The following is a 13,223-nucleotide window of genomic DNA, read 5'->3' on the forward strand; positions in this document are numbered from 1 at the left end:
TGACCCATCTGATCGAGGCGGGTGAAACCCGAACGGCAGCCAATATATAAGAATCAATATATTTCTGACGCAGCCATAATAAACAGATATCCACTCTATCTGCCAGATTCGAACAATAATGGCCAGATCAGTCAAAATCCGGTGTGTCCGCGATATACGTCTGATTGAGAGGAATCGAGCGGTCGCAATCAATTTATACCTTCTCGAAAAATCCCGTTAATAAGAAGTTCAGATTGAGAAACATATTTATGATCTCAAACGAATTAGGCTCTCATGGTTTCCAGTTCCTCCCCCTCGTCCAACGCTGAAAAGAACGGACACGGGTCGGCTGACGACGGAGCGGTCTCGGTGTCGTCGACGGGTAACGCGTCACCGGAGACCGGGAACGGATCGCCGGACGGCGCCGGGAGATCGCCAGCGAGCGAGCAGCGGCTCGCGGACGGCGACGGCGAGCGAGAGGAACTAAACGCGACGGAGGTCATCGACATCCTCAGCAACGAGCGGCGGCGGCTCCTGTGGCACTACCTGAGCGAGGAATCGCCGGAAGCGTCGCTCGGAGACGCCTCTCAGCAGATCGCCGCGTGGGAGAACGGGACGACCGTCGGGGAGGTCGAGTACGGCGAACGGAAGAGCGTCTACACGTCGCTCCACCAGTTCCACTGCCCGAAGATGGACGAGGCGGGACTCGTCGAGTTCGACAAGCGCGACTCGGTCGTCCGGCGGGTCTCGGAGCAGCCCGACGAGTTCGTCGTCGAGGTGGAGACGAACGGCGAGGGCGCCCTCGTGACGAGCCTCGTCGCGCTCGCGCTCTCCGCCGGGATCATCGTGGGCGCGTGGGCGCTCGATCTCCCGGTGTTCGGCGATCTCACGCTCCCCGCCGCCCTGCTCGCGATGGGGATCGGTGCGGCGCCGGCGGTGTTCGTGTACGGCCACCTCACGCGGACGAACCGCGATATCACCCTCCCGGACGCGCTGAGCCGCCTCGACAACTTCGACACGTGAACCGCCACAGCAGTTAGGTCGTTTCGCCGCGTAGCACGGTTATCACCGTACTCCGCCTCCTCCGCCTGACGGCGCCGACCGACTTCGCCGACTGGTACGCCGCCAGCCGCGCATACACACGCCACGTCGCCGAGGGAATGGGGTTCGAGGGGGTCGACGCGCTCGACGGGGCGCGGATCGCGGCCGATCTCCGCGAGGACCCCTCGACGCTGTCGCCGTCGGCGGCCCGCTCCGTCGCGGCGACGCTGCTCGCCGACGGGCGGTTCTCCGAGCCGTACTGCGAGTGGCTCCCGACGTGGTACGAGCTCGGCCTGATCGCGCCGGTCCGATACGGGGAGTGGCGGCTCCGACGCGTCGCGGCCGAGGTCGCGGACGCCGCAAACGTGACCGTGACCGCGCCACGGTTCTCCCGGCCGCGAGACGTGACCGTCGACGGGAGACCGGCGCTCGCCCGCGTTTCCGGCTTCCGCGAACGGTTCCTGCTCGCCGACGCGCTGTTGCATCTGGAGTGGTTCGAACACGCCGCGGCCGCCGACGGCGTCGAGGTCCCGGCGGCGCTCGTCGACCGAACCCGCGAGGAGTCGCTGTCGTACTACGGCGGCGACCGCGATCGGCTCTCCGAGCCCGTGCGGCGCTTCCAGCGGCTGCTGTTCGCCGACGACGCGTGGGTCCGCCGAGTGGACGAGAGCTACCGGCTCGACAGCCGCCTGTTCGGTCTCTGGGAGCGGCTCCTGCGTGCGGAGCGGGAGCGGCTCGCATCGGCGTGACCGACGGGGCCGACGACGGGTCGCACCGACTGACTGTTACAACACCTGTAACACGTGATCAGTCGTGTGTGTGGATCGGGAGATAAGTATTCCAATGGACGGACCGTACGGCCGTGTACGAGCCGTCGACCGGTTCGTCGTTCCCCGGAGCGCTTCGGCCCTCAACCACGTTTCTCGTCCCAGTGTCCGCGGCGGATGTCGGAACGACGCGGTTCCCCTCGATCGCGCGGAGTGTCGTCGGTCCAGAGACGACTTCGCCGGGTCAACGCCTCGAGTCGACGCGATCACTCGACCGCGAGTAATCTTTTATTCACAGTTGCGCGTGCCGGAAGCTTCATACGTCGGCTCTCGGATCCATCGAGCATACGAATGGCAGTACTCTGGCTCGAGGATGTCGACGCCGACGACGTCGGGACCGTCGGCGGGAAAGCGGCTTCGCTCGGTGAACTCATCGGTGCGGGACTCCCTGTTCCGCCGGGATTCACCGTCACCGCGGGGACGTACCGCGCGTTCATCGAAGAGGCGGGAATCGACGAGGAGCTGTTCGCCGCGGTCGACGTCGACCCAGAGGATTCCGCCGCGCTGCGAGCGGCCGAAGAGACCGCGGCTGAGCTGATCTTAGAGACGCCGCTTCCCGACGACGTTCGCGAGGAAATCGTCGACCGGTACCGGACGATGGGCGACGACGGCGACGAGGCGTTCGTCGCGGTGCGCTCGTCCGCGACCGCCGAGGACCTCCCTGACTCCTCGTTCGCCGGTCAGCAGGAGACGTTCCTCAACGTCCGCGAGCAGGACCTGATTCGGCGGGTGAAGGAGTGCTGGGCGTCGCTTTTCACCCAACGAGCGATCTACTACCGGCAGCAGCGGGGGTTCCCGCACGCCGACGTCGACATCGCGGTCGTCGTCCAGCGGATGGTCGACGCCGAGAAGTCGGGCGTGATGTTCACCAGCCACCCCTCGACCGGCGACCCGCAGATCACGATCGAGGCTGCGTGGGGCCTCGGTGAGGCGGTCGTCTCGGGCACCGTCTCGCCCGACAACTACGTGTACGACCGCGAGCGGGCCACCGTCGACGAGGTGACGGTCGCGGACAAGAAGGTGGAGATGGTCAAAGACTCCGAGACCGGCGAGACGGTCACGCTGGAGGTCGACGACGAACGACGGAACGCCAGAGTCCTCTCCGACGAGGAAATCGGGGAGCTCGTCGAGCTCGGCAAGCGCGTCGAGGACCACTACGGGACGCCACAGGACGTGGAGTGGGCGATATACGACGGCGAGATCTACATGCTGCAGTCCCGTCCGATCACGACGATCCAAGAGGAGGCCGAGAGCGGGGGAGCGGCCGACGCGAGCGACGGCGCGGAGAGCACCGCCGGCAACGGCGGCACGGACGACGGCGCCACCGCGAACAGCGGGAGCGATCGCGGCCTCGCGGACGACGCCGACGTGCTCGTCGACGGGCTCGGCGCCAGTCCGGGCGTCGTCTCCGGCACCGTCCGGATCGTGCACAAGCTCGACCACCTCGACCAGGTACAGGAGGGCGACGTGATGGTCACCGAGATGACGATGCCCGACATGGTCCCCGCGATGAAACGCGCCGCCGGGATCGTCACGGACGAGGGGGGAATGACGAGCCACGCGGCGATCATCTCCCGGGAGCTCGGCGTTCCGGCGGTCGTCGGCACCGGAAACGGGACGCGGATCCTGAACGACGGACAGAGCGTCACGCTCGACGGCGACAAGGGGACCATCCGCGCCGGCGCCGACGACGAGGCCGAGCCCGGCGAGGAGTTCGAACCCGTCGAGGCGGCGCGGCCGGAGACCCCCGTCAAGCCGATGACGGCGACGGAGGTGAAAGTGAACGTCTCGATCCCGGAGGCCGCCGAGCGCGCCGCGGCGACTGGCGCCGACGGCGTCGGCCTGCTCCGGATCGAACACATGGTGCTGTCGCTCGGGAAGACCCCCGAGAAGTACATCGCGGAGCACGGCGCCCGCGCGTATCAGGACGAGCTCATCGAGGGCGTCCGGCAGGTCGCCGACGAGTTCTACCCCCGACCGGTCAGGGTCCGGACCATCGACGCGCCGACCGACGAGTTCCGAGAGCTGGAGGGCGGCGACGGCGAGCCGACCGAACACAACCCGATGCTCGGCTGGCGCGGGATCCGCCGGAGTCTCGACAAGCCCGAGCCGTTCCGGCAGGAGCTGGCGGCGTTCGCTCGGCTCTACGAGATGGGGTACGACAACCTCGAGGTGATGTTCCCCCTCGTCAACGACGCGAGCGACATCGAGGGGATCAAGCGACACATGCGCGAGTCCGGGATCGACCCCGAGACGCACCGGTGGGGCGTGATGATCGAGACGCCCGCGAGCGCGCTGCAGATCGAGGAGCTGGCGGCCGCCGGCATCGACTTCGCCTCCTTCGGGACGAACGACCTCACGCAGTACACGCTGGCCGTCGACCGCAACAACGAGCACGTCGCCGACCGGTTCGACGAGCTCCACCCCGCGGTGTTACGGCTCATCGGTGACACGATCGAGACGTGCCGAGAGCTCGGCGTCGACACGAGCATCTGCGGGCAGGCCGGCTCGAAGCCCGAGATGGTCGAGTTCCTCGTCGAGGCGGGCGTCTCTTCCATCTCCGCGAACATCGACGCGGTCCGCGACGTGCAACACGAGGTGAAACGGACCGAACAGCGGCTCCTCCTCGACTCGGTTCGCTGACGCGGTCGCAAGCGACTCGCTCGAGGGAGAGGCCCCGGAGCGGAACGGGTAAGACGCTCCGCGGTAACGTTCGGTCGAATGCAGCAGCCCGAGCCGCAGTCGTTCGAACGGGTGCTCTCGTCGATGTGTACCGAACCGCACCCCGCGGCCCGGGAGGCGGCAGAGCGGTTCCTCGCGACGAACCCGGGCGACCCGGCCACGTACGAGGCGGTCGCGTCGCTCGAAGAGCGCGCGGTCGAACTGCTCGCGACGCTCGCGGATCACCCGACCCCGACCGACGCCGCGGGGTACGTCACGTCCGGCGGCACCGAGGCGAACGTACAGGCGGTCCGGTCCGCGCGGAACCGCCACGACGCGGCCGACGTGAACGTCGTCGTTCCCGAGAGCGGCCACTTCTCGTTTCACAAGGCCGCGGAGCTGCTCGACGTGGAGCTCCGGACAGTACCCGTCGACGACGACTTCCGGACCCGGACCGACGCCGTCGCGGCCGCGGTCGACGGGGCGACGGCGCTGGTCGTCGGCGTCGCCGGGAGCACGGAGTACGGGCGAGTGGACCCGATCCCGGCGCTGACCGAAATCGCTCACGACGCCGGCGCGCTCATGCACGTCGACGCGGCGTGGGGCGGGTTCGTACTCCCCTTCGCCGACGGGGAGTGGTCGTTCGGCGACGCCGCCGTCGACACGCTGACGATCGACCCGCACAAGTTCGGACAGGCGGCGGTGCCGGCCGGCGGGCTCCTCGCCCTCGAGGACGCGGCGCTGGACGCGCTCGCGGTCGACACGCCCTACCTCGAGACGCGGTCGCAGGCGACGCTGACGGGGACCCGGAGCGGCGCGGGCGTCGCCGGCGCGGTCGCCGCGATGGAGGCGCTGTGGCCGGACGGCTACCGCGACGCGGTCGAGCGCGCGACCGCCAACGCCGAGTGGCTCGCCGGGGCGCTCGGCGATCGCGGGTACGACGTGGTCGAACCGGAGCTCCCGCTCGTCGCCGCGGCGCTCCCGGAGCCCGAGTTCGACGCGCTGCGGGAGGCGGGCTGGAAGGTTTCGCGGACGGGTCGCGGCGAGTTGCGCGTCGTCTGCATGCCCCACGTGACGCGGGAGACGCTCCGAGCGTTCGTGGCGGACCTCGATCGGATACGAGGGTGACCGGCCGAGGGGGCGCCGACTCCTTTTCAACGGAACCGCGGCCACCCCAGCCGTGATCGCCTTCAGCGACCTCGCCCGCGCCGCCTACTGTCCGCGACAGCTCTACTACGCGCGCCGTGACGACGACCGGAGCGTGCCCGACGAGGTGCGGGCTCGGATCGACCTCGCTTTTCGGTATCCCTCGCTCGCCGACGCGCCGGACGCGACGCTCCGACGACTGCCGATCCGCCGGTCGCCTGCCGCGTACCGCCGGAACCTCTCGCGGCTCCGCGAGCGCGGCGACTACGACCGGCTCGTCGACCCCGAGCGCGAGCGCGCCTTCCGATCCGGAAAGGACTGCCACGGGACGGTCCACAAGGTGCTCGCGGGTGAGGCGGGTTCAGACCCGCCGGTCCCGACCGTTGTCTCGCCCGGCGAGCCGCCGACGAACGGCGTCTGGGAGCCGCAGGCGGTCAGGGCCGTCGCCGTCGCCAAGGCGGTCGCGTGGGAGCGCGAGCGCGAGGTGCCGCGCGCGCTCGTCGAGTACCCGAGCGTCGGGACCGTCCGCGAGGTCCGACTCACGACCCGGAAGAAGGCCGCCTACCGGCGGGCGCTGCGAGCCGCTCGCGCGATCGAGGGTCCGCCGGCGCGCGTCGACGACGACCGGTGTTCCGCCTGCGACTACCGAGACCGGTGCGGAACGGGACGGCGGTCGTTCCGGTCGCTGCTGAGGTGAGACGGCGGGCGGGACAGCCGAGCGCTCGGCACCTCTGAGCCCGTCGACTACGGCGAGAAGGAGGTCCCGCACTCGGGACACGTGAACCGGAACCGCCCCTCGTCGGTCAGCTCGGTCGCGTGCGGGAGCTCCTCGCCGCACTCGCGGCACTCGATCAGCGACTCGATCCGGTCCCAGTCGTGGCGCGCGCCGGGCGCGCCGAACGCCCACGCGACGACCTCCTCGCTGGCGTCCTCGCGCACGAAGCCCGACTGGAACTCCCCCGGCGCGAACCGTATCAGCTCGCCGGCGCCGACGTCGACCCGCTCGCGCTCGCGACCCACCTCGAAGGTGGCGGTCCCCGAGAGCACGTAGAACACCTCCTCCTGGTCGCCGTGCGTGTGGAGCCCGCCGGAGAACGCGTCTCCCGGGGCGAGCTCGAAGTAATTCATCGCGACGTGTTCGGTGCCGAGCACCCGCGAGACCGGCTTTCGCAGGTCGTGGACGCCCATCGGGTTCGTGACGACGTCGACGTCGTCGATCGCGGCTTTTCGCATACCGATCCGTCCGACGGCGGCCGTATAACCGTATCCCCGGTGTCGCATCTGCGGCCTCTCCTCGGAGGGAGCGCCCGACCGCGCTGCGGTAGCCGTCCGGTCAAACCTGTCGCGATCCGACGGTTTATCCGTGTGTGACTCGTCGGCACGGACACGAATGACACGAGACGATCGTGGTCGTTCGGGGGATAGAGGAAGTCGCCTCACGGCGGCTGGCCGCGAAATTCTCCGACGATAACGACACCGGGGCGCGACCGCCCCGCGGCGGTACCGCCCCCGAACCCACCGACGAGCCGACGGACTCCCTTTTGACCCCAACACCACTCACCACACTCGACGAGGTACAGCTGTTAGACACCACCCTGCGCGACGGCGAGCAGATGCCGGGCGTCTCGCTCAAGCCGGCCGAGAAGGTCGAGGTCGCCCGCGAACTCGACGCGGCGGGGATGCACCTGATCGAGGCCGGCTCGGCGTGCACCTCCGAGGGCGAGCGCGAGGCGATCCGCCGGGTCGCGAGCGAGGGCCTCGACGCGACCGTGACGAGCTTCGCCCGCGGCGTGAAAGCCGACATCGACCACGCGCTCGACTGCGGCGTCGACGGCGTGAATCTCGTCGTCCCCGCCTCGGACAAACACGTCGAGACGAAGGTCGGCTCGACCCGCGACGGCGTGGTGGAGACGACGGTCGAACTCGTCGAGTACGCCAACGACCACGGGCTGTGGGTCGAGGTGCTCGGCGAGGACGGCTCCCGCGCCGATCTCGACTACCTCGAGCGCCTGCTCGGTGCCGGTCTCGACGCCGGCGCCGACCGGATCTGCTACTGCGACACCGTCGGCGCGGCCGATCCGGAGCGCACCGCGCAGGTCGTCTCGCGGCTCGCCGACCGCGGCCCGACGAGCCTCCACACCCACGACGACCTCGGCTTCGGCGTGGCGAACGTCCACGCGGGGCTGAAGGCGGGCGCTGACACCGTTCACGGCACCGTAATGGGCGTCGGCGAGCGCGCCGGCAACGTCGCCTTGGAGGAGGTCGCCATCGCGCTCGATCGGTCGTACGATATCGACACCGTCGAGTTAGAGCGACTCTATCGGCTCTGCCGGACCGTGTCGGAGGCGACCGGCGTCGCGCTCCCGCCGAACAAGGCGGTTTGCGGCGCCAACGCCTTCGCCCACGAGTCCGGGATCCACACGGACGGGACCCTGAAGGACGGAACGATGTACGAGCCGTACCCGCCGGAGACGGTCGGCCGCGAGCGGCGGCTCGTCCTCGGCAAACACGCCGGGCGCGCAGGGGTCAAGGCCGCGCTCGCGGAACACGACGTGGCGGTCGACGACGACGAACTGAGCGAGGTCGTGAACCGCGTGAAGGAGCTCGGCGACCGCGGGAAGCGCGTCACCGACGCCGACCTCCTCGCGATCACCGAGGACGTGCAGGGTCGCGAGCGCGACCGCCACGTCGAGCTCGTCGACCTGTCGGCCACCTCCGGCGGGAACCTCCCGACGGCGTCGGTCCGGCTCCGCGTCGGCGACGACGAGCGCGTCGCCTCCGGCACGGGCGCCGGCCCCGTCGACGCCGGTCTCGAGGCCGTTCGGGCCGCGCTGGCCGGCGATTCCGCCGGCGAGGAGGTCTCCTTCGACCTCGACTCCTATCACGTCGACGCGATCACGGGCGGCACCGACGCGGTCGTCACCGTCGAGGTCGACCTCTCGCGCGGCGACCGGTCGGTCTCAGTTTCCTCGACCGACGCCGACATCACGCGCGCCAGCGTCGTCGCGATGGTCGACGGGCTCGACCGCCTGCTCTCGGCCGCCGCCGAGGACGGGGCGACGCCGGACGCGGCCTCGCTGGCGGACGACTGAGGGCGACGGAACCCGCGTCCGTCCGACGCGCCGTCGCTTCTACCGCTTCTCGCCGCGCAGCCACGCGTAATCGCAGGCGTCGAGCTCGAACGTGACGCCCCCCTTCGCGACGTAGTGCCCGCCGTCGCCGACGACGTGCTCGACCGTCTCGGGGTCGACGTCGAAGCCGACGACCTCCTTGCGGTGCCCGTCCGCGAGGTTGTGCGCGCAGAGCAGGACGGTCCCGTCCTCGTCCGTCCCGTCCCCCGCGCCGTGGTCGAACCGGTGGACGCGCGTCTCCTTGTGGTCGGTGTCGAGCGCGCGGTAGTCACCGCGGGCGATCTCCGGGCAGGCGTCGCGGGCGGCCACGAGCGCCTCGACGCGCGAGAGCAGCGAGTCGGGGTCGTCTCGCTGGGCGGCGACGTTGACCCGGTCGTAGGCGTACGCCCCCTCGTCGACCACAGGGTTGTAACAGTCCTCGGGGGCGGCCGCCGAGAAGCCGCCGTTCGCCGAGTCGTCCCACTGCATCGGGGTGCGGACGGCCTCGCGCTCGGGGAGCGAGAGGTCCGCGCCCATCCCGATCTCGTCGCCCGACTGGAGCGCGACGGAGCCCGGGAGGGAGAAGAGGAGGCTGTGGGCGACGGCGATCCGATCGCGGTCGCCGCCGTACAGGTCGGCGAGCCGCAGGCGGTGGCCGCGCTCGAAGATCCACGAGTCGCCGGCGTCGTCGCCGAAGTACTCGCGGGCGTGCTCGAACGCCTCCTCGGGGAGCTTCAGCAGGTTCCACTCGTCGTGGTTCCGGAGGAAGTTCACCCAGCCGCCCACCTCGGAGACGTCCGGGAGGATCTCCTCGGCGCGCTGGAGCGGCCACGTGTCCTTCACGCCGACCGCGTACGTGAGGTGCGCGTTCATCACGAAGTTGAACTGGAGGTGGAACGCCTCGCCGTCGCCGAAGTAGTAGTCGAGGTGCTCCGGCTCGTCGTCGGCCTCGGCGAGCAGCACCGCGTCGGACTGCTCCGCCTCGACGACCCGCCGCATCTCCTTGAACAGCTCGATGGACTCGCCGAGGTCGGTCTCGTCGAGGGTGGTCGCCTCGTGCCCCTTCGGCATCAGCATCGGGTGAGCGGCGTCGATCCGGAAGCCGTCGGCGCCCTGGTCGAGCCAGAACCGGAGCACGTCGTACAGCTCCTCGCGGACCGCGGGGTTCGCGACGTTGAGGTCGGGCTGGTGGCCGTAGAACTGGTGGAAGTAGTGTTTGCCGGCGATCTCGTCGTACGTCCAGACGCCGTCCTCGTACTCCGGGAAGATGTTGCCGCGCTGGTGGGCGTCGTCGACGTGGCTCGTCCACAGGTAGTAGTCGTGGTACTCCGACTCGGGGTCCTCGCGGGCGCGGCGGAACCACTCGTGGTCGTTCGAGGTGTGGTTGAAGACGAGGTCGGTGATCACCCGGATCCCGCGCTCGTGCGCCCGGTCGGCGAACTCGCGGAAGTCGTCGAGGGTCCCGAGCCGGTCGTCGACGCCGTAGTAGTCGGCCACGTCGTAGCCGTTGTCGCGGAGCGGGCTCGGGTAGAACGGGCGGATCCACACGGCGTCGACGCCGAGGTCGTCGAGGTGGTCGAGCCGGTCTATCGCGCCGCGGAAGTCGCCCCAGCCGTCGCCGTCGCTGTCGTTGAAGGTCTTGACGTCGAAGGAGTAGATCGTCGCGTCCTCGTACCAGTCCGGATCGCTCATGGGACGTGGTACGGAACACGGGGTTGGGTTTCTTGCGATCCCCGCTGCCGCCGTCTGACGGGGTTTTTAAGCGATGCCGCCCGAACGTCGCCCGTGAGCGTCGTCGTCGCGGTGAAACCCTCCGCCCGCAAGCGCAACGCGAAGGTGGGTCGACTCGTCTTCGAGGACGGCTCCCGCCACGCGTTCGAGAGCCGCGCGGCCGCCGAGCGCTGGGCCGACGACCTCTCGACGGGCGACGGCCACGTCTGGGTCGCGAGCGCGCATCCCCGCGACGGCGACGACGCCGACTGCTACCTCGTCTCGCGGGCGACCAACGCGAAGCTCGAGGCCGCTTACGACAAGCGCCGACGGCGGCTCCGCGGCGACGCCGCCCCGGAACAGGAGTCGCTGGGCGGAGAGCCGTAGCGGTCGGCCGCGACCGACTACTCCGCTTCGACGATGTCGTCGCGGAACTCCTCGACGGCCGCCAGCACCGCCTCTCGGTCCGCGTCGTCGACGTCGAACTCCGCGAGGGCGTCGTCGAGGTGCGTCGCGATCGCGCCGAACTCCGTGCCGGTGATTCCCATCCCGTCGTGAGCCTCGTCCATGGTGTCCCCGTCGTACTCGGCGGGGCCGCCGGCGACCGCGCTCAGGAACCGCGTCTGGTGCGCCCGCTGCGCCGTCATGTCGACGTCCTCGAAGTGGTGTGCGACCCGGTCGTCGTCGAGGACCCGGTCGTAGAACTCGTCGACGACCGCACCGATCGCCTCGCGTCCACCCAGCCGCTCGTACAGCGTGTGATCGTTCACGGTCGGGATCTGCCGACGGGTGATAAAGACCCTTCCCCCCACTCCCGCTGGCTCGGGTTCCGGACCGAACACGTTCGCGCTCCTCCGGGCTCCCGGCCTCACGCCGACGGTGATCGACGGCGGACGGAAATACGGACAGACGACAAAACGCGTCGCTGACCGGTCGGAAACGCGAGAGAAGCGCCGAGGCGGAGATTTGAACTCCGGTGTCCGAATGGACAGTAGATTTCGAATCTACCGCCTTGGCCAGGCTAGGCTACCTCGGCTCGTTCTTCGGTTGGCCGGTTCCGCTGTTATGCGTTTCGATCGCCGACGCCGACGGTGGGGTCGGCCGGTACGGTCACCGGTGGGGTCGGCCAATTGCTTCGGCCGCCCCGCGACAACGCTTTTCGGCGCGGATCGCGTGGTAGCGGTATGGACGTCCCCGAAGCCGCGGCGGCCTGCTCCCGCGTCGTCGACGAGGTCGGCGGCGCGGTCGTGGCCGACCGCGAGTTCCTCGACCGCGTCACGCTCGGCATCCTCGCCCGCGGCCACGTCCTCTTGGAGGACGTGCCCGGCACCGGCAAGACCCTCTCGGCGCGCTCGTTCGCGGCCGCGCTCGGCTTAGAGTTCTCGCGGGTCCAGTTCACGCCCGACCTCCTCCCGAGCGACGTGACCGGGACCAACGTGTTCGACGAGCGCGACGGCTCCTTCGCCTTCTCGCCCGGACCGATCTTCGCGAACGTCGTGCTCGCCGACGAGATCAACCGCGCGCCGCCGAAGACGCAGGCCGCCCTGCTGGAGGCGATGGAGGAGGGCCAGGTGACCGTCGACGGGGAGACCCACGAGCTCCCGAAGCCCTTCTACGTCATCGCGACGCAGAACCCGGTCGAGAGCGAGGGCGCGTTCCCGCTCCCCGAGGCCCAGCTCGACCGGTTCACGATCAAGACCGCGATCGGCTACCCCGACGACGAGGGCGAGGTCGATCTGCTCCGGCGGCGCGCCGGCCGCGTCGCGCAGGCGCCGACGGTCGAGCGCGTGCTCGATCCCGACGCCGTCGCGGACCTCCGGGAAGTGCCCGAGACGGTCCGGGTCGACGACGACCTGCTGGAGTACATGGCGTCGGTCGCCCGCGCCACCCGAAACGACCGCCGCGTCGACGTGGGGGTCTCCCCGCGCGGCACGCAGCGGCTCTTCGAGACGGCGCGGGCCGCCGCGGTCATTTCCGACCGCGAGTTCGTCACGCCGGACGACGTGAAACGCGTCGCGGAGCCGGCGCTCGCCCACCGGCTCGTGTTGACCCCGGACGCCGCCGTCAACGACGCCGACAAGCGCGACGTGATCGCCGACGTGCTCGACCGGGTCGCGGTGCCGACGGTCGAGGCGCCGGAGGCCTGACGCCGATTTAAAAGGGTCGAACCGCTCGAGCCGGGCTACTCCGCGTCCCGCTCCGCCAGCAGCTCCGTCGCCGTCAGCAGCGACTCCAGCTCGATGTCGTGGTCGGCGAGCAGCTCCTCGGCGCCCTCCTCGCGGTCGACGACCACGAGCACGCGGTTCACCGTCGCGCCCGCCTCGCGGAGCGCCTCGACGGCGTCGACGGCCGACTGCCCGGTCGTCGCGATGTCCTCCAACACGACGACCTCCTCGCCCTCGTCGAGCCGGCCCTCGATGCGGTTGCCCGTGCCGTACTCCTTCGCCTGCTTGCGCGCGATGACGTACGGGCGGCCCATCTCGGCGGCCGTGACGGCCACGAGCGGGACCGCGCCCAGCGCGACGCCCGCGAGCTTCGCGTCGGTGTCGGCGAGCCGGTCCGCGAACGCCTCGCTCACGAGCCGGAGCGCGTCGGGGTCGGTCTCGAAGAGGTACTTGTCGACGTAGTAGTCGCTCGTCCCGCCGTGCGAGAGCTCGAACTCGCCGAACCGGACGGCGTCGGCCGCCCGCAGCGCGGCGACCAGCTCGCTCCGTCGCTCGTCGTCGGTCATACCGAGACAGCGCGCGGC

At 69.9% G+C, this 13,223-nt stretch carries 12 protein-coding genes and 1 tRNA gene; 8 read left to right on the forward strand and 5 right to left on the reverse strand.

What is annotated here, in order from left to right; all coding sequences use genetic code 11:
• Positions 1-273: 273 nt before the first annotated feature.
• The 5 genes from C469_RS05760 to C469_RS05780 all read left to right on the forward strand — a co-directional run bounded on the left by C469_RS05760 (position 274) and on the right by C469_RS05780 (position 6,351).
• On the forward strand, positions 274-1,002 hold the full coding sequence (locus C469_RS05760) for a DUF7344 domain-containing protein (protein WP_008004670.1): 729 nt from the start codon (positions 274-276) through the stop codon (positions 1,000-1,002).
• Between the two features lie 137 nt (positions 1,003-1,139).
• Positions 1,140-1,769 (forward strand): hypothetical protein, encoded by a 630-nt coding sequence (locus tag C469_RS05765; RefSeq protein ID WP_008004672.1) that lies wholly within the window; start codon positions 1,140-1,142, stop codon positions 1,767-1,769.
• A gap of 369 nt (positions 1,770-2,138) precedes the next feature.
• A complete protein-coding gene (ppsA, locus tag C469_RS05770; protein ID WP_008004673.1) occupies positions 2,139-4,490 on the forward strand; it encodes a phosphoenolpyruvate synthase in 2,352 nt (783 codons plus the stop codon).
• Between the two features lie 78 nt (positions 4,491-4,568).
• Positions 4,569-5,636, forward strand: a complete 1,068-nt coding sequence (gene mfnA, locus C469_RS05775; RefSeq protein WP_008004675.1) for a tyrosine decarboxylase MfnA — start codon at positions 4,569-4,571, stop codon at positions 5,634-5,636.
• Positions 5,637-5,688: 52 nt separating this feature from the next.
• Positions 5,689-6,351, forward strand: coding sequence for a hypothetical protein (locus C469_RS05780; protein WP_008004677.1), 663 nt, complete (start codon positions 5,689-5,691; stop codon positions 6,349-6,351).
• Between the two features lie 47 nt (positions 6,352-6,398).
• Here C469_RS05780 and C469_RS05785 read toward each other — a convergent pair whose 3' ends face one another.
• Positions 6,399-6,887, reverse strand: a complete 489-nt coding sequence (locus C469_RS05785; RefSeq protein WP_049911068.1) for a cupin domain-containing protein — start codon at positions 6,885-6,887, stop codon at positions 6,399-6,401.
• Between the two features lie 308 nt (positions 6,888-7,195).
• Here C469_RS05785 and C469_RS05790 point away from each other — a divergent pair, with 308 nt between their 5' ends.
• Complete coding sequence (locus C469_RS05790; RefSeq protein WP_187127442.1) at positions 7,196-8,746, forward strand: (R)-citramalate synthase; 1,551 nt, start codon at positions 7,196-7,198, stop codon at positions 8,744-8,746.
• A gap of 39 nt (positions 8,747-8,785) precedes the next feature.
• Here C469_RS05790 and C469_RS05795 read toward each other — a convergent pair whose 3' ends face one another.
• Positions 8,786-10,456, reverse strand: a complete 1,671-nt coding sequence (locus C469_RS05795) for an alpha-amylase family protein (RefSeq protein ID WP_008004682.1) — start codon at positions 10,454-10,456, stop codon at positions 8,786-8,788.
• Positions 10,457-10,549: 93 nt separating this feature from the next.
• Here C469_RS05795 and C469_RS05800 point away from each other — a divergent pair, with 93 nt between their 5' ends.
• Positions 10,550-10,861, forward strand: coding sequence for a hypothetical protein (locus C469_RS05800; protein ID WP_008004684.1), 312 nt, complete (start codon positions 10,550-10,552; stop codon positions 10,859-10,861).
• A gap of 17 nt (positions 10,862-10,878) precedes the next feature.
• On the opposite strand, the gene C469_RS05805 is transcribed toward C469_RS05800, so the two are convergent.
• Both C469_RS05805 and C469_RS05810 read right to left on the reverse strand, forming a co-directional pair.
• Positions 10,879-11,244 carry a group I truncated hemoglobin gene (locus C469_RS05805; RefSeq protein ID WP_008004687.1) on the reverse strand — a complete coding sequence of 122 codons (366 nt, stop codon included), beginning with the start codon at positions 11,242-11,244 and terminating at the stop codon, positions 10,879-10,881.
• A 181-nt stretch (positions 11,245-11,425) separates the two neighbouring features.
• Positions 11,426-11,510: transfer RNA gene (locus tag C469_RS05810), tRNA-Ser, on the reverse strand.
• A gap of 148 nt (positions 11,511-11,658) precedes the next feature.
• Here C469_RS05810 and C469_RS05815 point away from each other — a divergent pair.
• Entirely contained in the window at positions 11,659-12,621 is a 963-nt protein-coding gene (locus tag C469_RS05815) for an AAA family ATPase (protein ID WP_008004689.1), read from the forward strand.
• Between the two features lie 35 nt (positions 12,622-12,656).
• Here the strand turns inward: C469_RS05815 and pyrE are convergent, their stop codons facing one another.
• Positions 12,657-13,205 (reverse strand): orotate phosphoribosyltransferase, encoded by a 549-nt coding sequence (pyrE, locus tag C469_RS05820; protein ID WP_187127443.1) that lies wholly within the window; start codon positions 13,203-13,205, stop codon positions 12,657-12,659.
• Between the last annotated feature and the right edge of the window lie 18 nt (positions 13,206-13,223).

This window comes from Halorubrum lipolyticum DSM 21995, from assembly GCF_000337375.1.
In the GTDB taxonomy this organism is placed as follows: domain Archaea; phylum Halobacteriota; class Halobacteria; order Halobacteriales; family Haloferacaceae; genus Halorubrum; species Halorubrum lipolyticum.

What these genes read in the sequence shown, in the direction of transcription:
- mfnA (WP_008004675.1), top strand. Translation starts at nt 4,569, where the DNA reads ATGCAGCAGCCCGAGCCGCAGTCGTTCGAACGGGTGCTCTCGTCGATG.
- C469_RS05760 (WP_008004670.1), top strand. Translation starts at nt 274, where the DNA reads ATGGTTTCCAGTTCCTCCCCCTCGTCCAACGCTGAAAAGAACGGACAC.
- pyrE (WP_187127443.1), bottom strand. Translation starts at nt 13,205, where the DNA reads ATGACCGACGACGAGCGACGGAGCGAGCTGGTCGCCGCGCTGCGGGCG.
- C469_RS05765 (WP_008004672.1), top strand. Translation starts at nt 1,140, where the DNA reads ATGGGGTTCGAGGGGGTCGACGCGCTCGACGGGGCGCGGATCGCGGCC.
- C469_RS05815 (WP_008004689.1), top strand. Translation starts at nt 11,659, where the DNA reads ATGGACGTCCCCGAAGCCGCGGCGGCCTGCTCCCGCGTCGTCGACGAG.
- C469_RS05795 (WP_008004682.1), bottom strand. Translation starts at nt 10,456, where the DNA reads ATGAGCGATCCGGACTGGTACGAGGACGCGACGATCTACTCCTTCGAC.
- C469_RS05785 (WP_049911068.1), bottom strand. Translation starts at nt 6,887, where the DNA reads ATGCGAAAAGCCGCGATCGACGACGTCGACGTCGTCACGAACCCGATG.
- ppsA (WP_008004673.1), top strand. Translation starts at nt 2,139, where the DNA reads ATGGCAGTACTCTGGCTCGAGGATGTCGACGCCGACGACGTCGGGACC.